Raw genomic sequence first — 22,862 nt, forward strand, 5'->3', positions numbered from 1 at the left:
CCCTCGCCCCCGCATGTGGGGTAAGCGGGAGCCGCGCCGCGCGGTTCTCCGCCGCAATTCCCGGCGCTGGAAGCCCCATGCCGTTCGCATTCGTCACCGAAGGCTCCAGTGGCATCGTTACCTGGCGCGATGTCCTGGGCCGCCGCCATACCTACCACCCGCGCAACGACACCGAGGCCGCGCTGGACCTGCTGTTCGCGATCCACGAATTGCGCGACGCCCGGGGCAACCGGCTGCGGAACAACTACCTCCTGGACGGTTTCAACTGGTACGCCTCCCAGGTGAACACCATCTACTGGCGCATGTGTTTCCGGCTGGCGCAGTACGGCGGCCTCATCCGGGAGTTCGAGAAGCGCGGCCTGCGCCCGGTGTTCAAGGACAAGCGCAACTTCGCCCGCATCTGGGAGCTGCTGCACCCCACGCCTAGCCGCCGCCGCGAGCGCAAGCATCTGGCCCGCCACAGGGAGATCGTGGCCCACAACCGGGCCATCGCCCCGCGACTGCTCGACCGGCTGCTCTTCTTCCGCTACGGCCCCAGCGACTTCCGCTCCAAGCAGATGCTGGACGTCTTCGAGGACAAGGGCGTGGACCCGGTCTTCTGCTACTCGCCCAGCCGCAAGCTGCTTAGGGAGAAGGACGCCCAGCCCCATCCGGTCTACTTTCTCTACCGCCAATGCCCCGGCCCCCGGCTGTTCTCCAGCGAGTACAACCTGTCCGGCTTCGACGGTCTCACTCGGCGTTTTCTGGCCGGGATGGTGGAGCGCACCGAGTGGAGCATGTCCCAGAACGTGCACGAGTACCGGCTGCACGTGGAGACCATGCGGAACGATCCGCCGGGCTGTTTCTTCGGCATCGACGACGCGGGCATGGTCTACGGCGCGCTGGCGGCCTGCAAGGAGCTTGGCGTGCCCTCGGTGGGCTACCAGCTGGGCATGTACGGACGCAGGCAGGCGGGCTACGTCATGGAGGGCTTCTCCCGCGAGGAACACCTGTGGTTCGACAACGTGGTGGTCTGGGGGCCGTACTGGGAGCGGGTCATGCGCCGCCACGGCGACTTTCCCGAGGGCTACTTCCTGCAGGGGGCCAACAAGCACGGCTACGCCTACCGACGGGAGCGCACCGGGCGGTTTCACCGCAAGAACGTGCTTGTGCCCTACGAGTTCTGGGGCGACACGGCGTACATCGGCCGCTGCATGATGCGCATGATGGACCTGGGCTACACCGTCTATTTCAAGTTCAAGCCGGACGAGCGCCCCGAGCTGCAGCTGGCCAGCTATGAGCTGCCGCCGGAGTACGAGCGGCGGCTGGTCCACGTGCACGACATAACCGACGACCTCATGGGCGAGATCAACATCGTGGCCGGGGCCATGACCACGCTGCTCTTCGATCTGCTGCCCTACGGCAAGCACACCTGGGTGCTGGACACGGAGTTTCGATTGCTGGACGACATGGTGGAGGACGGCTTCGCGGAGCTGGTCTCCCTGGAGGATATCGAGAACATGGACCCCCAGCCAGCGGACCTGCCGGTGCGGGCGGCCGACCTGTTCAACCCCGACCCGCTGGACGAGGTCCTTTCGCGCCACGTCATCTCCAGGCTGCCCGGCCGGGAGGGCGCGTGACCCATTACTATCCCGAGGCGGACGCCGCTTCCCGGGCCATCCAGAAGGAGTTCTCCGCCACCTACCTCTCGGCCCGCTCCCTGCGGGAAGAGGTGGCCCGCGACCCCTCGCGCGTGCCGGAGCAGTCCGTGCGCGCCCTGGAGCTCATCCTGAACAACTTCGGCCACGACGCCCAGCGCAACGCCCACTACCTGTACCGCGAGGCGGCCCAGGGCGTGGCCTGCCTGCTGGGGCCCGAGTCCGGGCCGGAGATTTCCCAGCGGGCCATGAACACCCTCTCTTCCCTGTTGCGGGAGGGTACCCGCAAGGCGCGGCTGGCCGTGGCCGGGGTGCTGGGCGAACTGGATCCCGGCCTGGGTCGCATGCGGGCCGAGCCGGAAAAGCCGGACCCCGGGCGGAGCAGGCGAACGGCCGAGGTGCTGTCCGGGGTTGATCTGGACGGCAGGCCCCGCCGGGCGGGCCGCAGCCTGCTTTTTCCCCTGGCGGACGGCGACCTGGCCGTGCTGAAGCTGGCCAAACCGGGCGAGGACCCGGCCGGGCTGGCCCTGGAGGCGGCCTGGATGAGCCGCCTGGAAGGGGCGGACGCACCGGTTTCCTTCCAGTCCCCCGAAGTCCTCGACATGGTGCGGCTGAGCGACCCGCCGGTGCCGGGCATGCATCAGGAAGGCTGGTGCCTGGCCTACCGCTGCCGGCCCGACTATTTCGCCTACCCCAACGAGCTTCCCTGCGGCTCCGTGCCCGACCCCGAGGACTTCGAGGGGATGATGGCCCGCTCTGCCCGCCTTTTCGGCTGGCTTGCCTCGCGGGGCGTGGTGCACGACGCCCCCATCCCGCTCTTCCACAACCGCACGGCCCAGGGCAGGCGGGCGGACGAGGGCGTCTACCAGTGGCGGCGCATGGGGCGGCTGGACCGCTGGCTGGAATCCTGCCGCCACCCCAACTTCGGCCGCACAGGGCCCCGCGACTTCGAGCACCTCGTCCCCGTGCGCACCGGGGCGGCCCTGCACGAGGGGCTGGGCTCGCTTTTCCTGTCCATGGGGCTTGTGGCGGGCAGCTACTTCCGAGCCCGCGACCGCTCCCTGGTGGGGCTGGATGCCCGGGACGAGCCGGTGGACGCGCGCCATCTCTTCGATCTGGAGCTTCTTGAGCGGGTCATGCGGCGCTGCTTCACCGAGTTCCACCACGGCTTCCGCGGCAGTCCCTGGAAGGGCAGGGCGGCCTACAACACCTCCTGGCTGGCCAAGCGCATGATCGGGGCCATGGGCGTGGACAGCCACATGACCGAGGTGCTGCGGGTGGTGGATCAGGAGGAGATGGACGACCGGACGTTCGTGGATTTCCTGGTGGCCAGGGGCGTGGACCGTACGCGGGCCGAGGGGCTGAAGCGCGGCGCGGACGAGATCGAGCTTGTCACCGGGCCGCACCTGGGCCGCTTCAACAACCTCATTTCCCTGCCGGAGCTCATCGAGTACGCCGCGGCTTGCTCCGCCCAGTGCATCGGAGGACGGGCCCTGGACGCGCTGCGCGCCGCCCCGTCCAGCCCTGAGCCGAGAGAGGGCGGCACGGCGGCCTGAGTTTCTTCCCACGCCCGGGGCGGCCTAGCCGCCCCGGGAGGAATCCAGCACCATGCGGGTGGTTTTGAGCATGCAGTCCTGGTCGGAGTCGATGGGGTCCTTGGCCACGGCGTGGATGAAGCGGGCCGTGACCTTCCCCTTGCCGTCGATGCTTTCCAGAAAGACCGCGCCGAGCTGGGCCACGTAGATGGAGTTACGGCCCGAGACAGGCGGATGCCGGGGATCGTAGAAGGCGATGATGGCCACACGGGGACTCTGCATGGGGGTCGGCGAAGAGGCTGTTCTGGATTGAGTTGGTGGCGTCGTCCCAGGTGGCGTAGGGGTCCTCGGAAAGAACCTCCTTCACGCCCTGCTTGGTGGGGCCGGTGGTGTTGCCCGGCTCCAGCTGCAGTTCGTCGTCCTTCTCCACCACGGCCTGGTTGTTGGAGCCCTCGCAGCCCCGGATGTTCTCGCGCACTTCGCTCGCTCCGGTGACGGGCGTCCCCTTGTTCACGGGCGGCAGATTGATGAGATTGTAGTGGCTGGGCACCACCGCGTCGGACGGGTCGCCCGGCTTGAGCGTGACCTGGGTTCCAACGTCCTCGTCGCCGTAGCCGATGATCATGATGGAGTTCTTTTCGCAGGCGCTGTCGCTGTCCATCTCTCCGTTGCGGTAGTAGGAGGAGCCGGGGGACTCGCAGGTGTCGTCCCAGGCGAACTTGGTGGGGATGGAGAAGGGCTTCACGCAGCGCGAGGAGCAGGCCCCGGAGAGGCCCGCCCTGGCCGTGGCCCTGATGTCCGCGGTGTCGCGCCCGATGACCGGGCCGAAAAACAGGTTCAGGGCGTTGCCTCGCGAGGCGGCCAGTCCGGCCGTGACCTCCACCTGGTTGGCTCCGGTGAAGGCGGCAACGCCGTCCTTGAGCAGGCTGACGTGCCCGTCCTGCAGGGCCTGCTCGGGCTTCTCGTCCTGGGACAGGTTGGCCCGGCCCACGGCCAGGGCGGTGTCGCGCACCTCGGCGTGGTCGTCGCCCGCGGAGATGAGGGCCTGGACACCGGCCAGGGCGGCGGAGTCCGCCGCGGTCTGCAGCCGGGCCTTTTCCATGTGCATGTAGCCCACGTCCACGGCCAGGGCGGTGAAGCCCACCACCATGGCCAGGGAGAGACCGAGGATGAGGCTGGCGACGCCTCGTTGATCGGTGTGAAGCCTGAACATGGTCACTCCATCTTGGTCGTGGCCGAGGCGGTCAGGCCCTGGGGAATAAATTCGTCCACCGGAAACATGGAGAATCCGTCCAGCGGATAGGTCAGTTCCACACGTACGCTTGGCCCGGCCTTGGGGTCATCGTAGTCGGTCCGTTCCAGGACCAGTTGGGCCGGATCGAGGCCGGAGCCCTGCACGGCGTTCTCCACGGCGGGCAACGGTTACATGGCGCGGGAGGCCGCTACCGCCCCCTCCCGGGCGGCCCGGGTCAGGGCGGTCTTGGCCCCCACAAGCCTGGACACGTCGATGGTGCCGATGAACAGTGGAAAGACCAGAAAGGCCATGGTCAGGGCGAACTCCACGCTCACGCTGCCCTTTTCGGAACGGAAAGCGCGCATGGTCATCGCTCCGCGATCATGACGGAGGTCGCCGAGACATCTTCAATGGCAAAGATTTCGGCAAAGGCATCCATCATGGTCAGGAAGGAGAAGTCCACCGTGACCTGGACCGAGACCGGCTCGCGGGGTGCGCGTTCGCTGACGCTCACCACGGGGGCGGTGTCCAGGCCGCCCTCGGCCAGCCTGTCGTTGATGGTCTTTTCAATGTCGTCCAGGGTCGGGCCGTTGAGCACCGCCAGCCGCGCGCCCTCCTGGGCGGCGTAGCTGACGATGTTTTAGTGCCAGCAGAGGCGGCCGAAATCCATCGCGCCATGAGGATGAGCATGAACAGGGGCAGCATCAGCGCCGTTTCCACGGCGGTCAGGCCCCGTTGGCAGCGAAGGAGTCGTTTGAGATACCGCATGTCCGGCAAAGAGCAAGCTCGGTGCCAATTTCGCATTCTTTGAATATGCTGAAAAGCTGGTTGCGGAGTGCGGTGAATTCGGGGGGGGGAGACCAGGAAGCGTGGGTTCTCCACGAAGCGTGGAGCGGTTTCAAAGCCTTCCAAAAAAAGGGGAGGGCCGGACGGCCCTCCCCTGACGCGTCAAGCTGGAGACGTCCAGCGGGTCAGCAGACCCACTCGTCGTCGTCCTCGATGGGCGTGAAGCCCCGGCGCATGGTGTTCTCGGTCACGCAGCGCGGGTCCATGAACTGGATGAGGTAGTCCGGGCCGCCCGCCTTGGAGCCCACGCCGGACATCTTGAAGCCGCCGAAGGGCTGGCGGTGGACCAGGGAGCCGGTGGAGCCCCGGTTGAGGTAGAGGTTGCCCACACGGAACTCGCGCCGGGCCCGTTCCAGGTGCTGCGGACTGCGGGAGAAAACCGCGCCGGTGAGGGCGAAACGGGTGTCGTTGGCCCACTCGATGGCCTGGTCGTAGTCCTTGGCGCGCATGACCGCCAGCACCGGGCCGAAGATCTCCTCCTGGGCGATGCGGTGCTCCGGGTTGATGCCGGAGACGATGGTCAGGGGCACCCAGCAGGCGCCGTCGGTGTCCTCGGGCATGCGCTCCACCAGGATCTCGCCCTCCTGGCGGGCCAGCTCCACGTATTCGCCCACGGTTTTCTGCTGGCTCTTGTCCGCCACCGGACCCATGAAGTTGGCCGGATCCTCGGCGGGGCCCAGCTTGACCGACTTGGCGCCCTCCACCAACCGCTCCATGAAGCGGTCGTAGATGGAGTCCACCACGATGACCCGCGAGCAGGCGGAGCACTTCTGCCCCTGGAAGCCGTAAGCGGAGTAGAGGGTGTGCACCACGGCCTCGTCCAGGTCGGCGTCGTCGTCGATGATGATGGCGTTCTTGCCGCCCATCTCGGCGATGACCCGCTTGCAGTGGTCCTGGCCGGGCTGCGCCTTGGCCGCCTTCTCCTGGATGCGCAGCCCCACTTCCATGGAGCCGGTGAAGGCGATGACGGCGGTTTTGGGATGCTCGATGAGATGGTCGCCCATGACCCGGGAACGGCCGGGACAGTAGTTGAATACGCCGTCCGGCAGGCCGGCCTCCTTGAACAGCTCCACCAGGCCGTAACCGATGACCGAGGAGATGTGGGAGGGCTTGTAGATGACCGGATTGCCCGCCACGATGGCCGCAGAGCACATGCCCACGGAGATGGCCAGCGGGAAGTTCCACGGCGCGATGACCGCGGCCACGCCTTTTGCCTGGTAGAAGAGGTGGTTGTGCTCGCCCGGGGCGTTGCCCATGCGCTTGGGGTCGCCCAGGCGGACCATTTCGCGGGCGTAGTATTCAAGGAAGTCGATGGCCTCGGTGACGTCGTGGTAGGACTGGTCCCACTGCTTGCCCACCTCCAGCACCTGCCAGGCGGACAACTCGAAGAGGCGCCTCCGGGCCACGTCCGCGGCCTTGAGCAGGTACTCGGCCCGCTCGCGGGGCGGGGTGTCGCGCCAGGTGAGCAGGGCGCGGTCGGCCGCGGCCATGGCGTCGTCGATCTCGCCCACCCCGGCCTGGCAGATGCGGCCCACCACCTCGGAGGTGTCGGCCGGGTTGGTGGACTCCAGCACGTCGTCCGTCTCCACGTCGCGGCCGTTGATGAAGAGGGGGTAGGTGCGTCCCATCTTGCCCCGCACGGTGCGGATGGCCTCGGTGAAGGCGGCGCGGTTGGCCTTGATGGTGAAGTCGATCATGGGATCGTTCTTGAAGGGGGTCAGCCCGTTCGGCCCGGCCTTGGGCTCTGGATGCGTCGTGGGGCTGCACTCCACCTCGCGGGTCAGGGTGCGCTCGGGGTTCTCCATCAGGCGGGAGACGTCCGCCTCGTCCACGAAACTCTGCCGCAGGAAGGACTCGTTGGCCGTGTTCTCCAGCAGGCGGCGCACCAGATAGGCCATGCCCGGGAGCAGCTCGCCGTACGGGCAGTAGAGCCGCACCCGCCCGGCCACGTTCTTCAGCCCCTTGCGCACGGGCTCGGCCATGCCGTAGAGCACCTGGAACTCGTAGCGGCTCTCGTCCACGCCCATGGCCTTGGCTAGCTCCATGACGGTTGAGATGGAGCGGATGTTGTGCGAGCCGCACTGGTAGTAGACCAAGTCGCTGTTCTCCAGAATCCGCTTTGACTGGCGCTCGAAAGCGGCGTCGGACTCGGCCTTGTTGGTCCACACCGGCACGGGCCAACCAGCCTGCATGGCCCAGACCGTCTCCTGGTCCCAGTAGGCGCCCTTCACCAGGCGGATGCCGAAAGGCAGGTCCTCGGCCCGCGCCCAGTCCAGCAGGTCCTCGAGGTCCTGGTCGGTGTCGCGCAGGTAGGCCTGCAGCACCACGGACAGCTCGGGGTAGTCGCGGAACTCGGGGTCGGATCGCAGCCGCTTGAACAGCTCCAGGGTGATTTCCTTGTACTTGAGCTGCTCCACGTCGATGCACAATGCCCCGCCCATCTCCATGATTCTGCGGTAGATGGGGCGGATGCGCTCCATGATGCCGTCCACCGAGCCGGGCACGTCCTGGGGCTTGGCCTGGGAGTAGAAGGCCGAAGGCTTGACCGAGACGTTGATCTTGGGCTGATGTCCCCAGTCCTTGTCGCCCTTGGCGTCCAGCGCCTTCCATTTGGACTGCTCCGCGTCCAGGGCGTCCAGCAGCTCCAGGTAGCCCTCGAGGTAGGCGTCGGCCTCGGCCTCGCTGACCGTGGCCTCGCCCAGAAAGTCCACGGCGAAGGCGAAGCCGTCCTTGCGCAGCTTGCGCAGGGTTTTCAGGGCTTCGCGGGTGTTCTGGCCGATGATGAACTGCTTGGCCATGGACTCGATGTTGCCCCGGATGACCTTGCCCATGGCCTTGGCCGCGAAGCCGCCGAACATGCCGGACTTCTCCGCGCCCCACTTGAGCACCGAGGGGATGTCGCCGGACTCGTTGCCGGCGAAGTACTCCTCGATGTGGCGCTGCAGGTTCTCGGAGGTGTTGAGGTAGGGCAGCACGTCCACGAAACGGAACAGCTGCACCTTGAAGTCCTCGTTGCGCATGGCCCAATCCATGACCTTGCCGGTCCAGTGGCCCTTGGAAAAGAGACCGGGGGTCTCGCCCCGGATGGAGTCGAAAAATTGCTTGCCGCGCCGCTCGATGCCGGCGTCCAGGGTGGCGATGTCCACGGATTCAGCCATGCCGTCCTCCACGGGTTAGGGGGTTTCGACCACGGCCGGGGCCGAAGTCTCCTTGAGGGTGCGCAAGACGATGGTGGAGTTTGTGTCGCGCACGCCCTCAATGCGCCCGATGCGTTGCAGCAGCTGCGCCAGACCCTCGGTGTCCGAAACGCGCAACTTGAGCAGGTACGAGGCCGATCCGGCCGTGTAGTGGGCCTCCAGCACCTCGGGCAGCGCGGCCAGCTTCTGGCCGGTGTCCAGGGTGCCCACCCCCTCCTCCACGTGGACGAAGGTGAAGGCGGTCAGGGAGAGGCCGACCTCCTTGGGGTTAATGCGCGCTTCGTAGCGCTCGATGACCCCTTTGCGCTCCAGCTTGCGGACCCGCTCCAGCACGGCCGAAGGAGCCATGCCCACGGTGCGGGCCAGCTCGGCGTTGGAAATGCGGGCGTTGTCCCGAAGGATGTTCAGGATATGCGTGTCAACTGCGTCCATCGTTCTCTTTTTCCTCCTGCAAAAGAACGATTTCCTCAATCCAGATCGGAAGTCAAGAGGCGGAACGCCGAGAATACGAAAACAGGGTAAAGAAAAACGGAAGAAGGCCGACAAGGAAGGGGACGAACCACTCCTGTTGCTCCCGGCCGGGTTTGTTGTTCTGGGGTTTTCCCGGCCGAGGCAAGAACGCGGCGGAGCCCTCGGCCGGGGCTTCGCCGCACGTTTTCAGGGGCGGAAAAGGGTGCGCCGCCCGGGGGAGGGCGGCGCGAAAAAAGGGACCGGCGGGGGCGGCCGCCCGGTCCGGTTATTTTTCGAAGATCTTGTCGATCTTCTGCTGCATGGTCTCGGCGGTGAAGGGCTTGACGATGTAGTTGGAGACCTTGGCCTGCACGGCCTCGATGATGTTCTCCTGCTGGGCCTCGGCCGTGACCATGAGGAAGGGCAGGTCGGCGAACTCCTCGGAGGCGCGGACCTTGCGCAGCAGCTCGATGCCGCTCATCTGGGGCATGTTCCAGTCGGAAACGATGAAGTCCACCGGCTCGCGGTTGAGCAGGTCCCAGGCGGTGGTGCCGTCGTCCGCCTCCACCACGTTGGTCATGCCGATCTGTTTGAGGATGTTCTTCACGATGCGGCGCATGGTGGAGAAGTCGTCCACAACCAGCACCCGCATGTTCTTGTCATAGCCCATGGTATTTCTCCCGCGTCGCGGCGGCGGTTCGATCCGCCGCGTGTTCGCCTGTGGATGAACGGGTCATCCGTCCCCTTGGTTCGATCGCTTCCGGCGGTACATATCCTTGTCGGCCCGATGGAGCAAGCCCTCCAGGTCCTCGTCCGGCTCCAGTTCGGCCAGTCCGGCGGACAGGGTGAGGCGCATGCCCGTCTCCCGGCCCAGCAGCCCATCGAGATCGATTGTCTCCACCAGTTCTGCCAGCCGCAGGGCCAATCCCCCGGCCTCGGTCCCTGAGGCGTCCGGCAGCACGGCCACGAACTCGTCCCCGCCCAGCCGCACCAGGATGTCGTAGCCGCGCACCTCGCGCCGCAGCCGCTCGGCCACCTCCTTGAGGGCGGCGTCGCCCGCCTCGTGGCCGAAGCGGTCGTTGACCGGCTTGAAGCGGTCCAGGTCCAGAAAGAGCAGGCAAAGCGGCAACCCCCTGCGGTGGGCCAGGGCGATGAGACGCGGGGCGTGCCTGTTCAGGTAGTGGCGGTTGTGCAGCCCGGTGAGCTGGTCGATGACCGCGTCGCGGGTGAGCTGGTCGTGGTCGCGCACAGTGACTACCGCGTGGCCCAACAGGACGCAGAAGTGGTCCAGGAAGTCGGTGGCCTTGTCCGGGTGGAAGCGCTCGGGGTCGGGATCGAAAAGGCCGATGGCCCCCACGGTGCGCCCGGGGTTGTATTTGTCCGGCAGCCCGCGCACGTAGCAGGAGCCGGGCGGCGGCTCGCCGCAGCTGAACAGGCCGGGACAGGGCAGGGCGGCCGCGGGGCCGATGTAGGGCAGCCCCTCGGCGGCCGCGATTTCCTTCGCCGGGGCCGCGCGTACCCCCTGGGGTACGAATCCCTCGAAACGCTCGGCCTCCAGCACCAAGCAGGCCTTGTCCATGGCCAGCCTGGCCTGGATGTCCTCCAGGTAGGCGGGCAATTGCTCCAGGGAAGTCATGGTCTGGACGTGCTCGATGCATCCGCTGAACTTGGCGAAGGTTTCCAGGGTCTGGCGGTAGAGGTCGGCCATCTCGCGCATGGCGGATTGCATTCTGACCCACGAGTCACTGTCCATGGGGGGACTTCTACCCCTGACGCGCTCGTATCTCAAGATGGACACGGTCATTGCGGGCGGATAGCATGGCCGCATGCGAGCTTGCGCCCTGCTGCCGGTTTTGCTGGCGTCCCTGCTGCTGTCCGGTTGTGCCCCCGCCTCCGCCCCGGCTCCGGCTGCTCCGGATACCCCGCCGGTGGCCGACCTGGCCGCCATGCCCCAGACGCCTTTCGCCTACCTGGGCGGGGCGGACAAGGCGCGACCGCTGCTGGCGCCAAAGGAGCGGGATGGTCGCGCGGAGGAGTTCGTCAACCGTCTCTTCTCCCCCTGGGAACGGGGCGAGCCGAAGTACTCCCGCGAAACCGTGGCCTGGGGGTTCGCCTCCTTTCCGCGCAAGTCCGCCTTCCGCCAGGACCTGCGCCCCGTTTCCGGCGCATGGTACCAAGCCATGCGTGAGCGGGCCGGCCTGGATTCCTACCCCAACCTTGGCCGGGCGGCCGTGGCCGTGGCCAACGCCGACCTGCGGGTGCTGCCCAGCAGCGAGCCGGTCTTCCGCGACCCGGCCCTGGCGGGAGAGGGCTTTCCCTTTGACTACAACCAGAATTCCTCGGTGTGGGCGGGCACGCCGCTGTATGTCTCCCACCTTTCCCGCGACGGGGGCTGGGCGCTGGTGGAGTGCGGGTACACCTTCGGCTGGATGGAGGTGGGCGATCTGGCCTGGGCCGGGGAGTCCTTTCGGCTGCGGTACCGGGCCGCGCCCCTGGCGGCGGTGGTCCGCGACCGCCAGCCCGTGCGGGCGGACGGGGAATTTCGCTTCCGGGCGCGGGTGGGTATGGTCCTGCCCGCCGAGTTTGCCGACGGGGAGTGGCGGCCACTGGTTCCCCTGGCCACGGCCGGGCGGCGGGCGGTCGCCTGGCCCGGCTCCGCGTCCGCCGGAACCTTCGAGCCCTTTCCCCTGCCCGCCACCCGCCTGAGCCTGGCCCGTCTCATGGACGAGATGCTCGGCCAAGCCTACGGCTGGGGCGGGTTGTATGGCGGCCGCGACTGTTCCCAGGCGGTCATGGACCTCTTGGCCCCGCTGGGAATGGCCATGCCGCGCAATTCAAGCAAGCAGGCGGAAGCAGGGCGGGTGGTCGATCTGACCGGGCTGTCCATGGAGGAGAAGGAGCGGATCATCCGCCGCCGGGCCGCGCCCTGGGCCACCCTGCTGGCCATGCCCGGGCACGTCATGCTCTACCTTGGGCAGTGGCGCGGGAAGGCGGCCGCCTTCCACGCCACCTGGGGCGTCAAGACACGGGGCGAGGGAAGCGCGGGGCGACGGATCATCGGCCGGGCCGTCATCACCTCCCTGCGTCCCGGCGACGAACTGGACGCGTTGCGGCGGCCGGAGGGACTGCTCATCGAACGCCTCACCGGCCTGGCCTTTCCCTTTCAGCGGCCGGACTCCGCCGCTTCAGCCAACTGACTCGTCCTGGCCGTATTCCGTGCCCCGCCGCCAGTTGATGGAGCGGATGGCACCGGTGCGGCAGTAGAGGAGCAGGTGGTCGTCGGCCCGCAGCACCAGGTCGCCGCCCGGTGTGCCAGTGAAGCTGCCGTCAGGGTGGGTGACGCCCAGCACCTGGATGCCCAGGTCCTTGAGGTGCAGATCCTGCAAGCTGTGCCCCACCACGAAGTAGTCCTCCTCCAGCCGCATCTCCGTGACCCGGTACTCCCCCAGGTGGAGCAGGTTGACGTAGTCCTGCACCTCCACGTCCGTGTAGCGGGAGAGCGCCCAGGTGATGATGTTGGAGAGGTGGTAGTTGACCCAGTTGGAGGCGGCCAGCCGCCACAGCAGCATAAGGCCCGCCAGGAGGATGATCAGGTGGAGCAGGGAGGCCCTTGGTCCGGCTACGTCCATGAAGGTGATGACCAGGGAGGAGATGGCCGTGACCAGCCCGGCGTTGCCCAGCAGCATGAGGTGCAGCACGATGCGGCGGCGCACGGGGTGGTTGACGATGGATTCGGACTCGATGGTGGTGTAGCCCACCCCGGAGAAGGCGGAGCGGGCCTGGAAGCTGGCCACCGCCTCCGAGAGCCCGGTGTGTGCCAGGGCCACGGCCGCGATGCGGGTCACGATGAGCGAGAGCGAGACGACGATGAGGAAGGTCAGGACCGCGATCATGCGGCGGGGGCCTCCTTTTCCGGCTCCGCGGGAACGAGCATGACCGGGCAGGGAGCCTTTTCCAGAATGGTCATGCCCGTGTAGTCCACCCGGCCCAGGGCCATGCCCGAGGAAAGGCGGCTCTGGTGGCAGCCCAGGATGATGAGGTCGGCGTGCTCGGTCTTGGCCAGGCGGCATATCTCCAGGGCCGGATCGGCGGGGCGGCACTGGAAGTCGACGTCATCAAGTCCTTCCAGCATGGGCTCCACCTCGCGGCGGTAGCAGGAGATGGCCTGTTCACAGGAAAGCTTGCAGGCCGGCGAGTCCTCGCCCTGCGCCTTGAGGCGGTAGTCCAGGGCGTGGAAGAAGATCAGGCGGGCGCCGCAGGAGCGGGCCATGCCAGCGGCCTTGCCCGCGGCGGCCAGTCCGGCCTCGGAAAAGGTCAGGGCGGTGAGGATCGTCCGGAACATGGTGGACCTCCCGGAAATTTCCCTCAGCATAGCAAAGGGCCGTCTCGGAGCAAGGAAAAAGGGCCGGAACGCGCGCTGGCGTCCCGGCCCTTGACGGTATCGAGGGCGAAAGAGGCTACATGCCGTCCTGGGCGAAGCGGTTTTCCGCCAGGAAGAGGAACATCTCGTGCCGCTTGTCGTAGGGCGGGAACTTGAAGAAGGACGAGCCTGAGACCAGCACGTCCGCGCCCGCGTCCACCAAGTCGGCCACGTTCTCCGGGGTGACGCCGCCGTCCACCTGGATCAGCGTCCGCGCCCCGGCCTCGTCGATCATTGCCCGCAGTTCGCGGATCTTTTGCAGGGAGAAGGGGATGAAGGCCTGCCCGCCGAAGCCGGGGTTGACGCTCATGATGAGCACCATGTGCAGCTGCGGCAGCAGGTAGCGGATCATCTCCAGCGGCGTGTGCGGGTTGAGCGCCACAGCGGGCTTGGCGCCAAGGTCGTCGATGCGGGCGCAAGTCCGCTCCAGGTGGACCGTGGCCTCGGCGTGCACGCAGATGAGGTCGGACCCGGCCTTGGCGAAGTCGTCCACGTACCGTTCGGGGCGGTCCACCATGAGGTGGGTGTCGAAGAAGAGGTTGGAGTTTTTGCGCAGGCACTCCACCACCGGCGGGCCGATGGAGATGTTGGGCACGAAGGCCCCGTCCATGACGTCGATGTGGATCCATTTCAGCCCGGCCTCTTCCAGGGCGTTCATTTCCTCGCCCAGGCGGCAGAAGTCGGCCGAGAGGATGGACGGCGCGAGGATGATTTCCTTGCCCTGGCTCATGCTGTCTCTCCCTGCTGCATCTTGAAGTCGACCTTGATCTTGTACATGTCCGTGGCCGGCAGGTTGCGGATGGGGATTCCGGTGGACTCGGTGATGGCCGCCAGCTTGTCCGCCACGAACTCCGGGCTGGGGCCGATGTAGGTGAACCAGACGTTGAGGCGGTGGCGGCGCAGGTAGTTGTGGGTCACGCCCAGGTGGCGGTTCACCTCGGCCGTGAACTCCTCCAGCTTGTCCCCGGGCACCTCAGCCGCGCACAGCGTGGAGTGCCAGCCCAGCCCTCGCGAGTTGAAGTTGGCACCCATGCGTCGGATGACGCCACTATTTTTCAGCGCCCGCACGCGGGCCAGGGCCTCGGCCTCGGTCAGCCCCACCTCGTCCCCAATGGCCTTGTACGGCCTGGGGGTCAGGGGAAAGTTGGACTGGATGATGTCCAGGATGGCCCGGTCCAGGTCGTCCATGGCTTACTCCTGGCGCAGCTTGCGCGGGGTGTGGGAGCACAGGGGCTCCTCGTCCAGGTAGCCGGAGCGCATGGTCTGGGCGCGGGCGCGGCAGCCGCCGCAGACCCGTTCGAACTCGCAGACGCCGCACTTGCCGGTGTAGGTGGCCGGGTTGCGCAGGTTGTTGAACTGCTGGGACTCGCGCCAGATTTGCGGGAAGGACGTTTCCTTCACCTGCCCGCAGTCCAGATCCAGGTAGCCGCAGGGCTGCACCTGGCCCGAGTGGGAGATGAAGCAGAAGCCCACCCCGCCCAGGCAGCCGCGCGAGACCGCGTCCAGGCCGAAGGTCTCGAAGTCCACCGGAATGCCCTCCTCCTTGGCCCGCTGGCGCAGGATGCGGTGGTAGTGGGGGGCGCAGGTGGCCTTGAGCTGCATGTCCGTGGTCTTGCGGAAGTCGTAGAACCAGTTGAGGACGTTCTCGTACTCCTCGGCGGTGATGATCTCCTCGCCCAGTTGGGCGGCCCGGCCCGTGGGCACCAGCAGGAAGATGTGCCAGGCGGCCGCGCCCAGATCGCGGGCAAGACGGAAGATGTCTTTGAAGTAGGGCAGGTTGCCGCGCGTGACCGTGGTGTTCAGCTGGAACTCCATGCCGGCCTTCTTGAGGTGCTCGATGCCGCGCATGGCCCCGTCGAAGGCTCCCTCCACGCCCCGGAAGGCGTCGTGCAGCTCGCCCGAGGGGCCGTCGATGGAGATGGAGCAGCGCTCGATGCCCGCCTCCTTCAGCCGCGCGGCGTTTTCCTCGGTGAGCAGGGTGCCGTTGGGGGCCATGACGCAGCGCAGCCCCTTGGACTTGGCGTAGGGCACCAGCTCGAAGATGTCATGGCGCAAGAGCGGCTCGCCGCCGGTGAAGATGATGATTGGCTCGCCCACCTCGGGGAAGGTGTCGATGAGGGCCTTGGCCTCTTCGGTGGACAGCTCGCCGGGGTAGGCCATGTCGCACGCCTCGGCCCGGCAGTGCTTGCAGGCCAGGTTGCAGGCCCGGGTCACTTCCCAGGCGATGAGGCGGCAGGCCGGGGTGCCGTCGTCCAGGGTTTTCCGGGGCGGCCCGCTTCCGGCGTGGGGATGCCCGCCCTGCTTGGCGTGGGGATGCTCGCTCATATTTCGTCCAGCATGGCTTCGGTGAAGTAGGAGAGGATCATCTTGGCCCCGGCGCGGCGGATGGCCAGCAGGGACTCGTGGGCCACGGCCCGTTCGTCCAGCCAGCCGCGCTCGGCGGCGGCCTTGATCAGGGCGTACTCGCCCGAGACCTGGTAGGCGGCCACGGGCGCGGCGAAGTTCTCGTACAGGTCGCGGATGACGTCCAGGTAAGCCCCGGCGGGCTTGACCATGACGGCGTCCGCCCCTTCCAGCAGGTCGGCCTCGGCCTCGCGCAGGGCCTCGCGGCGGTTGGCCGGGTCCATCTGGTGGGAGCGGCGGTCGCCGAAGGAGGGCGCGCCCTCGGCCGCCTCGCGGAAGGGACCGTAGAAGGATGAGGCGTACTTGACCGCGTAGGAGACGATGGGCAGGTCGGCGTGGCCCTCGCCGTCCAGGGCGGCGCGGATGGCCTGCACCCGCCCGTCCATCATGTCCGAGGGGGCCACGATGTCCGCCCCGGCCCGGGCGTGGGACAGGGCGGTCTTGGCCAGAAGCTCCACCGTGGGGTCGTTGAGGATGGCCTCGCCCTCCACCAGCCCGCAGTGGCCGTGGGAGGTGTACTCGCACAGGCAGACATCGGTCATGACCACCAGTTCGGGGAACTCGCGCTTGAGCGCCCGCACCGCCTCCTGGATGACCCCGTCCTCCTTCCAGGCCCCGGAGCCCTCCGGGTCCTTCTCCTCGGGGATGCCGAAGAGGATGCAGGAGGTCAGGCCGCGTTTGTGCGCCCCCTCGACCCGCTTGAGAAGGGCGTCCAGGCCCAGTTGGGACTGGCCGGGCATGGAGGCGATGGGCTTTTCGAAGTCCCCGCCCTTGCCCTGCACCACGAAGTAGGGCTGCACCAGGTCGGCCTTGGTGAGTTCGGTTTCGCGCACCATGCGCCGCATGGGCTCGCTGCGGCGCAGGCGGCGTCCTCGGAAGAAATCCATCATGTCCACCTTTCGCGGCTCGCTAGCGGGAGCAGGGGCAGCCCTCGGTTTCCGCCGGTTCGTCGTTGACCTCGATGGGCTTCACCGGCTCGCCCGCGATTTCGTCCTCGGTGAGGTAGCATGCCGGGTCCTCGGCCCAGACGTCGCCGTGCACGGCCTCGGCCCGGGCGCGGAAGTTGCCGCCGCAGATGTTGAGGAAGCGGCAGCGGGCGCAGCGGCCGCCCACGTGGGGGCGCTTGTCCTTGAGCCGCATGAGGAACTCGTTGGACTCGTCGGTCCAGATCTCGGAGAAGGGGCGCTCCAGGACGTTGCCCAGGGTGTGGTTGCGCCAGAATTGGTCCGGGTGCACCGAGCCGTCCCAGGAAATGCAGCCGATGCCCCGGCCGGTGGAGTTGCCCTCGTTCCAGGAGAGGAGCTTCAGCACCTCCTCGGCGCGGGCGGGATCTTCCTTGAGCAGCCGCAGCCAGACCAGCGGCCCGTCGGCGTGGTTGTCCACGGTCAGGACTTCCTTCTCCAGGCCGCGGTCGAACAGGTCGCGGGTGCGGTCCATGATCTGGTGCACCACCTCGCGGGTCTGGCTGTGGTCCAGGTCTTCCTTGACCATCTCCGAGCCGCGACCGGCGTAGACCAGGTGGTAGAAGCAGATGCGGGGGACTTCCAGCTCTTCCAGCAGATCGAAGAGCTTGGGCACCTCCACGTAGTTGTGGCGGTTGATGGTGAAGCGCAGCCCCACCTTCAGCCCCTCGGCCTGGCAGTTTTCGATGCCCCGCACGGCCTTATCGAAGGCGCCGGGCACGGCGCGGAACTTGTCGTGCACCTCGCGGCCGCCGTCCATGGAGATGCCCACGTAGGACAGCCCCACTTCCTTCAGCTCGCGCGCCTTCTCCTTGGTGATGAGGGTGCCGTTGGTGGAGATGACCGCCCGCATGCCCTTGGAGGTGGCGTAGGAGGCCAGCTCGGTGAGGTCGCGGCGGACCAGGGGCTCGCCGCCGGAAAAGAGCATCACCGGCGCACCGTAGTCGGCCAGGTCGTCGATGATCTCCTTGGCCTGGGGCGTGGAGATTTCGTCGCGACCTTCCTCGTCCACGGCCTGGGCGTAGCAGTGGATGCAGCGCAGGTTGCAGCGGCGGGTCATGTTCCAGACCACCACCGGCTTCTTGTCCTTGGAGAACTGCAGCAGGTGCGAGGGCAGCTTGCCCGAGTGGCGGCCGTAGCGCAGGGCGTCGGAGGCCTCCACCGAGCCGCAGTACAGTTTGGAAATGCCTATCACGTCGAACCTCCGGGGGATGAAGAGCCGCCTGGGGCCCTGGCTCTGGGCGCGCTGGTGCGAATCGCCCCTTGGCGCACAGGCAAGTGGGCCGGGGGATTGCGCTTTTCATGCGCCTTGGGGCGGGGCGTGTGTGCGGCGGTCTGGGTCATGGTGTTTTTGTACCGGCCTGCTAGCACAAAAGCCCGGGGAAGAACAGAGCCCACCCGGGACGCAGCTTCCGGCACACTGGAGGTAATACTTTCCGCCGGGATGGCAATGCGTCATGCGCCCGTAACCCGGCTCGGCTACCCGGTGGATTCCATGGCACGCCAAACGATCCCGTCCGGCAATCCTTTCGTCCGGCTCGACACGCTGCGCCGTCTGGCCACCGGCCGACTGCCCGGCCAGGTGGTTATCCAGTACACCGAGCGTTGCAACGCGGACTGCGCGCAGTGCGGCATGCGGCGCTCCAACGCCTTCAAGCGGTCCACCCTGGACCAGGACCGCGTCAGGCGGCTCATCGACTCCATGGCCGCCAAGGGAGTGCGCTCCATTTCCTTCACCGGCGGGGAGCCCCTGCTCTGCCTGGAGCGGATAGCCCCCCTCATCCGCCACGCCCGGCGGGCAGGCATCCCCTACACCCGCACCGGCACCAACGGCTACGTTTTCGCCGGAGCGGACAAGCCGGGGCGCGCCGACCGAATCGCCCGGGTGGCCGATGCCCTGGCCGAGGCAGGAGTGTACACATTCTGGATAAGCCTGGACTCGGCCGACCCGTCCACCCACGAGCGCAATCGGGGGCTGCCGGGCGTAGCCGAGGGGCTGGCCAGGGGGCTGGAGATTTTCCATCGGCGCGGCCTGTACCCCGCGGTGAACCTGGGCATCAACCGGTGCACCGGCGGGCCCGAGCCCCTGCCGCGCCCCGTGCCCGGCGAACCATTCGACGAGGCGGCCTTCCGCCAGCGCGCGTTGCTGGCCTTCAACCGCTTCTACCTGCGGGCGGCCGAGCTTGGCTTCACCATGGCCAATGCCTGCTATCCCATGAGAGGCGGGGACGATGCCGATACCGTCTACCGGGCGGCAAGCCTGGACGACCGCGTCAACTTCACCCCGCGCGAGAAGAAGCCGCTTTTCGAAGCCCTGACCGAGGCCATCCACGCGCACCGCTCTCGGCTGCGTATTTTCTCGCCCCTGTCCGCCCTGCTGGCCTTGCGGCGGCAGTACGGTGGCGACGCGGCCGAGAAGCCCGCGCCGTGCCGGGGCGGGGTGGATTTCTTCTTCATCGGCGCCGCCAACATGGACACATTTCCCTGCGGCTACCGGGGCGGCGAGAACCTGGGCAAATTCTGGGACATGGATCTTAACGCCCTGGGGCCGGACCCGGACTGCCTGCTGTGCGACTGGGAGTGCTTCCGCGACCCCTCGGAAATGGCCTGGCCCCTGACGGGGCTGTTCCGCAGCCCGGTGGCCACCGTCTCGCGCCTGGCGCGCGACAGGGAGTGGCGGCGGACCTGGCTGGAGGATTTGCGCTACTACCGCGCCTGCGGCTTCTTCGACGGCCGCGAGCCGCCGGACCGCCACGCCTTGGCCCGGTTCGCCCGCACCTGAGGCGGGCAACGGAAAAGGCCCCGCCGGATGCGCCCGGCGGGGCCTTTTCCGTTTTGTTCGCCGCGAAACCATTCCCGCGGAGTTTACTCCGCCGGTTCCTCACCCCGCGCGGGGGCGGTGGAGGCGGGGCGGACTGTTCGCCGGCGGGTTGCCGTTCGGATTGCGACGGCATGTTGCGCAAGTCGCCGTGCGTCCTCGCCCAGTCCCGCACTTCGAGTCCCATGGTTTCGGCGATGCGGGTGATGACGGCGTGGACCGGCTTTTCCGGCAGGCGGTACTCGCGCTTGAAGAAAATGTAGTCCTCGGTCATGACCGCCTCCATGCGCCCGGACTGGGCCATGGACCACAGCATTTGCCCGGTCACGGCGTCGAAGATGTCCAGCCGGAAGGCCACGGCCGAGTCGCCGCCCCGGCCGCCGTCGATGAAGTGGGTTATCTCGCCCGAGGCCACCAGGTCCGCGCCCTTGCGGCGGGCCGCCCGCGCCAGTGATTGCCGGTCGTGGTAGTAGATTGACTCGTCGTACTCCTGCGTGCCCAGGACTTCCATGCGGGTCCAGGCCTGCCACACGGACTGCGTTACCTGCCGCCCGATGAGCCGGGGGTTGTTGATGTCCACCCGCAGGACCATTGGCGTGAAGAGCAGCGAGAGCTCCTGGCGCGGGGCCTCGCCCGGCCGCGCGTAGACGGCCAGGCGGGACGTGTTCACCCGCTGGTCCAGAAGGACCTTGTGGGGTTCGGCCACGCGGGGCTGCACGTTGGAGCAGCCCGCCAGCAAAAGCAGGCCGAACAGGGCGGAAAGGAAAATCGCCGCCGGGCGGAATGTCGGTTTCATGACGCTCTCCGGGTTGCCGTTGGGCGGCGGAGGCGGACGGCTACTGCAGGCGGGACGTGGGCGCTTCGGCCGAGCCCACCTTTTCCAGAAGCTGCTCGCGCGAGCGGTGCAGGCTGTCGCGCAGCTGCCGCCGTTTCTCCTTGGAGAGTTTGCGGAAGCGCTTCTTGTCCGCCAAGTCGGCCAGCTGGTCCATCTCCGCCTGGATGCGCCTGAGTCTGGCGTGCAGCTTGTCCTTCTCCCCGCCCAGGGCTCCGGCCGCCCGGGCCAGGTCCCCCACCTCGCGGGCCAGGGCGGAAATGGCCTCCGGCCGCAGGCCGTCCCTGTCGGGAGCGCGGCCGGTCAACCGGGCCAGGAGGGCGCGCAGGCGGTGCAGCATGTCCGTTCTCCGTCGCGTCTGTCCCCGTTGAGCAAGGAACGTGCCTACGCCGCCCCCGGCGCCAGGGAGAAGGCCGTGGTGGCGATGGCCACCAGGGCCAGCAAAGGCAGCAAAAGCCCCAGGATGACCTGCCCAAACCCTGTCTGGTGCACGGCCCGCAAGCCCCGAATGAGGATGAAGAAGGACCAGGGCACGGCCGCCACAACACCCAGGAAGGGCACCACGAAAAGGACCGTGGGGGCCACGCTGTAGGCCATGACCCGGAAGGTGCCCTCGAAGCCTCCTTTGGCGGCCTGGAGGATGACCAGGCTGACGTGGATGACGGACGTCAGGAAGAATATCTGGATGACATCCATGAACGGCCGCACCAGCACGCTGAGGATGGGCGCGGACAGGCTGGAGTTCAGGCCGCTGGCCATGTCCTGCATGGCCGGGCTGTTCACGCCCTGGGAGAGGTGTTCCCAGGCCGGGCCAACCCAGGGCAGGGAGAGCAGGTAGGAGAGCAGGGAGACCAGCACGTAGAAGGCCAGGGGGCGCAGCACGCCCTTGCCCAGGGGCATGGCCTCGAAGAAGAGGGTGGGGTGGAACATGACCCGGGTGATGGTCTCCCACAGCCCCTTGAAGAAACCGAATTCGTTGAGTTGTTCCCAGGGCGGGGCCACACTGGGCGGAGCCTCGGAGACCGGCTCCCAGTGGGTGCGCTCGCGCTCCCGCTCGCGGCCGGAGCCGGACTGACCTCCGGAGCCGCGCAGGGGCGGCTCGTCCTCGGGCAGGTCCATGGACTCCAGCCGGTGCCAGATGTCGCCCCGCTGCTCCCCTTCGGAATCCGGGCGGCGCGGCGGGGCGCGGTCCTCGTCCTCCTCCTTCGGCTCCGTGGACACGGGGTGGCTGGGCACCTCGTCCGCTTCTGGCGCGTGGGGTCCGGGCCGGGCCTCCTCAGCGGGTTCCTCTTGCTCCATGGACACGGGCTGCCAGGGAGCGGGTGCCTCGTTGCCGGATGGGGACGGTGGCGTATCTTCGGTGGGGGCGGGCTCTTCCGGCTCCGCCGGCTCGGCGGAAACGGGCTCCCCGGGCTCAGGCTCGGAAGCCTCGGGCTCGACGCGCGGCGGTTTGGGTTCCTCCCGTGGCGGCTCGGGGTGCTCGGCTTCCTCGCGGGGGGGCTGCGGCGCCGGCTGGCCCAGCTCCACGATCTCGCCGTCGAAGGTGAACTTGGTCTTGCACTTGGGGCAGGTGGCCTTGGTGGCCGTGGCCGGGATCTTCTCCCGGGGCACGTCGCGGCTGAAACCGCAGTTGGGACAAACTATCTGCATGCTGCTCGAAGCCTCGGAGTTTATTCGCCTTACCCTGTCCCCGGGGTCGAATCAAGGTTGGTCCGGGGAGTGGGCTGGACTGTGTAGAAGGGGTCGGCGCGGGTGGTGTAGAGCCGCCGCGCCCGCTGCAGGTGGCTTGTGGACAGGGGGCCGGATTTGACCCCCGCTCCGGCCAGGATGGAAAAGACCACGTCCCCCCACGGCGAGATGAGGCAGGAGTGGCCGGGCATGACCCCCAGCGGGGTCTCGCCCACCGCGTTGCAGGACAGGACGAAGGACTGGTTTTCGATGGCCCGGGCGGCCAAAAGCCGCCGCCAGTGGGTCAGCCGCGTTCGCGGCCATTGGCCGGGCACCAGAAAGACGTCCACACCCTCGGCGGCCTGCACGCGGAACAGCTCGGGAAAGCGCAGGTCGAAGCAGATGGCCCCGCCCAGGCGCAGGCCCTGCCACTCCACGATATCCACATCCGTCTCGCCGGGAGTGAATACACGGCTTTCCTCCACGCCGGGAAAGAGGTGCTGCTTGCGGTAGATGACCCGGGGCGCGTCGCCGTCCGGGTGGAAGAAGTACAGGGTGTTGTGCAGGCGGCCGTCCCGCTCCTCCCAAAAGCTCCCGGCCAGGGCCTGTTCCGATTCCGAGGCGAACTGCTGGATGCGGGGCATGGCTTGGCGGGTGTTCTCCAGCCATTCCTGGCGGCGGGGGTAGTCGAAGCCGCCGATGACCAACTCCGGCAGCAGCCACAGGCAGGGGCCGTCGCGCCAGGCGATCTCTTCCAGCCAGGGACGCAGGCCGTCCCAGTCCTGGACCACGGGAGTCTGTATCGCGCCGAGGGAAAGTTTCAAAACGCCTCCGGAAAAACAAGCGGACCGGCCGCGCCG

Annotated in this window: 24 protein-coding genes; 5 read left to right on the top strand and 19 right to left on the bottom strand. The window is 67.7% G+C overall.

Translation table 11 applies throughout. The features are described 5' to 3' along the window. The first annotated feature begins 77 nt into the window (after positions 1–77). On the top strand, positions 78–1,619 hold the full coding sequence (locus N911_RS0101310) for a hypothetical protein (RefSeq protein ID WP_029893615.1): 1,542 nt from the start codon (positions 78–80) through the stop codon (positions 1,617–1,619). Beyond that, positions 1,616–3,193 carry a SidJ-related pseudokinase gene (locus N911_RS0101315; protein WP_051693803.1) on the top strand — a complete coding sequence of 526 codons (1,578 nt, stop codon included), beginning with the start codon at positions 1,616–1,618 and terminating at the stop codon, positions 3,191–3,193. Before N911_RS0101310 ends, N911_RS0101315 begins: the two co-directional genes overlap by 4 nt. 24 nt (positions 3,194–3,217) lie before the next feature. Here the strand turns inward: N911_RS0101315 and N911_RS18700 are convergent, their stop codons facing one another. From N911_RS18700 to N911_RS16465, 9 genes are all read right to left on the bottom strand, one after another. Further along, positions 3,218–3,454 carry a hypothetical protein gene (locus N911_RS18700; protein ID WP_237559862.1) on the bottom strand — a complete coding sequence of 79 codons (237 nt, stop codon included), beginning with the start codon at positions 3,452–3,454 and terminating at the stop codon, positions 3,218–3,220. Then, complete coding sequence (locus tag N911_RS16455) at positions 3,387–4,385, bottom strand: pilus assembly protein TadG-related protein (protein WP_237559863.1); 999 nt, start codon at positions 4,383–4,385, stop codon at positions 3,387–3,389. Before N911_RS16455 ends, N911_RS18700 begins: the two co-directional genes overlap by 68 nt. Before the next feature lie 2 nt (positions 4,386–4,387). Beyond that, on the bottom strand, positions 4,388–4,570 hold the full coding sequence (locus tag N911_RS18705) for a hypothetical protein (RefSeq protein WP_237559864.1): 183 nt from the start codon (positions 4,568–4,570) through the stop codon (positions 4,388–4,390). Between the two features lie 24 nt (positions 4,571–4,594). Beyond that, a complete protein-coding gene (locus N911_RS18710; protein ID WP_237559865.1) occupies positions 4,595–4,771 on the bottom strand; it encodes a TadE/TadG family type IV pilus assembly protein in 177 nt (58 codons plus the stop codon). A gap of 2 nt (positions 4,772–4,773) precedes the next feature. After that, positions 4,774–5,004: a hypothetical protein gene (locus N911_RS0101330; protein ID WP_029893619.1), complete on the bottom strand. Its 231-nt coding sequence runs from the start codon at positions 5,002–5,004 to the stop codon at positions 4,774–4,776. A 373-nt stretch (positions 5,005–5,377) separates the two neighbouring features. Further along, entirely contained in the window at positions 5,378–8,410 is a 3,033-nt protein-coding gene (gene pruA / locus N911_RS0101335; RefSeq protein ID WP_029893622.1) for an L-glutamate gamma-semialdehyde dehydrogenase, read from the bottom strand. A 15-nt stretch (positions 8,411–8,425) separates the two neighbouring features. Next, a complete protein-coding gene (locus N911_RS0101340; RefSeq protein WP_029893624.1) occupies positions 8,426–8,881 on the bottom strand; it encodes an Lrp/AsnC family transcriptional regulator in 456 nt (151 codons plus the stop codon). A 304-nt stretch (positions 8,882–9,185) separates the two neighbouring features. Further along, positions 9,186–9,569, bottom strand: a complete 384-nt coding sequence (locus N911_RS0101345; protein WP_029893626.1) for a chemotaxis response regulator CheY — start codon at positions 9,567–9,569, stop codon at positions 9,186–9,188. Between the two features lie 63 nt (positions 9,570–9,632). Continuing rightward, positions 9,633–10,652 carry a GGDEF domain-containing protein gene (locus N911_RS16465; RefSeq protein WP_237559866.1) on the bottom strand — a complete coding sequence of 340 codons (1,020 nt, stop codon included), beginning with the start codon at positions 10,650–10,652 and terminating at the stop codon, positions 9,633–9,635. A 73-nt stretch (positions 10,653–10,725) separates the two neighbouring features. Between N911_RS16465 and N911_RS0101355 the strand changes: the two genes are divergently transcribed. Continuing rightward, positions 10,726–12,096 (top strand): SH3 domain-containing C40 family peptidase, encoded by a 1,371-nt coding sequence (locus tag N911_RS0101355; RefSeq protein WP_051693805.1) that lies wholly within the window; start codon positions 10,726–10,728, stop codon positions 12,094–12,096. Here the strand turns inward: N911_RS0101355 and N911_RS0101360 are convergent. The 7 genes from N911_RS0101360 to ahbC form a co-directional block, all read right to left on the bottom strand. Next, positions 12,085–12,792, bottom strand: a complete 708-nt coding sequence (locus N911_RS0101360) for a TrkA C-terminal domain-containing protein (RefSeq protein ID WP_035104204.1) — start codon at positions 12,790–12,792, stop codon at positions 12,085–12,087. The genes N911_RS0101355 and N911_RS0101360 overlap by 12 nt on opposite strands. Continuing rightward, a complete protein-coding gene (locus N911_RS0101365; protein WP_029893633.1) occupies positions 12,789–13,241 on the bottom strand; it encodes a universal stress protein in 453 nt (150 codons plus the stop codon). Before N911_RS0101365 ends, N911_RS0101360 begins: the two co-directional genes overlap by 4 nt. 115 nt (positions 13,242–13,356) lie before the next feature. Continuing rightward, entirely contained in the window at positions 13,357–14,049 is a 693-nt protein-coding gene (gene rpe, locus N911_RS0101370) for a ribulose-phosphate 3-epimerase (RefSeq protein WP_029893635.1), read from the bottom strand. After that, positions 14,046–14,507 (bottom strand): siroheme decarboxylase subunit alpha, encoded by a 462-nt coding sequence (gene ahbA / locus N911_RS18205; RefSeq protein ID WP_029893637.1) that lies wholly within the window; start codon positions 14,505–14,507, stop codon positions 14,046–14,048. The genes rpe and ahbA overlap by 4 nt, the downstream gene beginning before the upstream one ends. 3 nt (positions 14,508–14,510) lie before the next feature. Next, positions 14,511–15,644: a heme b synthase gene (gene ahbD, locus N911_RS0101380; RefSeq protein ID WP_035104206.1), complete on the bottom strand. Its 1,134-nt coding sequence runs from the start codon at positions 15,642–15,644 to the stop codon at positions 14,511–14,513. Further along, entirely contained in the window at positions 15,641–16,609 is a 969-nt protein-coding gene (gene hemB / locus N911_RS0101385; RefSeq protein WP_029893639.1) for a porphobilinogen synthase, read from the bottom strand. The genes ahbD and hemB overlap by 4 nt, the downstream gene beginning before the upstream one ends. Before the next feature lie 22 nt (positions 16,610–16,631). Beyond that, on the bottom strand, positions 16,632–17,879 hold the full coding sequence (gene ahbC, locus N911_RS0101390; protein ID WP_035104208.1) for a 12,18-didecarboxysiroheme deacetylase: 1,248 nt from the start codon (positions 17,877–17,879) through the stop codon (positions 16,632–16,634). A gap of 300 nt (positions 17,880–18,179) precedes the next feature. Between ahbC and N911_RS0101395 the strand changes: the two genes are divergently transcribed. Both N911_RS0101395 and N911_RS18400 read left to right on the top strand, forming a co-directional pair. Continuing rightward, positions 18,180–19,466, top strand: a complete 1,287-nt coding sequence (locus N911_RS0101395) for a radical SAM protein (protein WP_081859204.1) — start codon at positions 18,180–18,182, stop codon at positions 19,464–19,466. A 530-nt stretch (positions 19,467–19,996) separates the two neighbouring features. Then, positions 19,997–20,149 (top strand): hypothetical protein, encoded by a 153-nt coding sequence (locus N911_RS18400; protein WP_161781586.1) that lies wholly within the window; start codon positions 19,997–19,999, stop codon positions 20,147–20,149. Positions 20,150–20,338: 189 nt separating this feature from the next. On the opposite strand, the gene N911_RS18210 is transcribed toward N911_RS18400, so the two are convergent. The 3 genes from N911_RS18210 to N911_RS0101415 are packed head-to-tail and all read right to left on the bottom strand — an operon-like array spanning position 20,339 to position 22,826. Further along, positions 20,339–20,674, bottom strand: a complete 336-nt coding sequence (locus N911_RS18210) for a hypothetical protein (protein WP_051693806.1) — start codon at positions 20,672–20,674, stop codon at positions 20,339–20,341. A 44-nt stretch (positions 20,675–20,718) separates the two neighbouring features. Further along, a complete protein-coding gene (locus tag N911_RS0101410) occupies positions 20,719–21,984 on the bottom strand; it encodes a YIP1 family protein (protein WP_029893649.1) in 1,266 nt (421 codons plus the stop codon). Between the two features lie 29 nt (positions 21,985–22,013). After that, positions 22,014–22,826: a nitrilase-related carbon-nitrogen hydrolase gene (locus tag N911_RS0101415; RefSeq protein ID WP_029893651.1), complete on the bottom strand. Its 813-nt coding sequence runs from the start codon at positions 22,824–22,826 to the stop codon at positions 22,014–22,016. Positions 22,827–22,862 lie beyond the last annotated feature (36 nt).

It is taken from the genome of Desulfohalovibrio reitneri, from assembly GCF_000711295.1.
Classification (GTDB): Bacteria; Desulfobacterota; Desulfovibrionia; order Desulfovibrionales; family Desulfovibrionaceae; genus Desulfohalovibrio; species Desulfohalovibrio reitneri.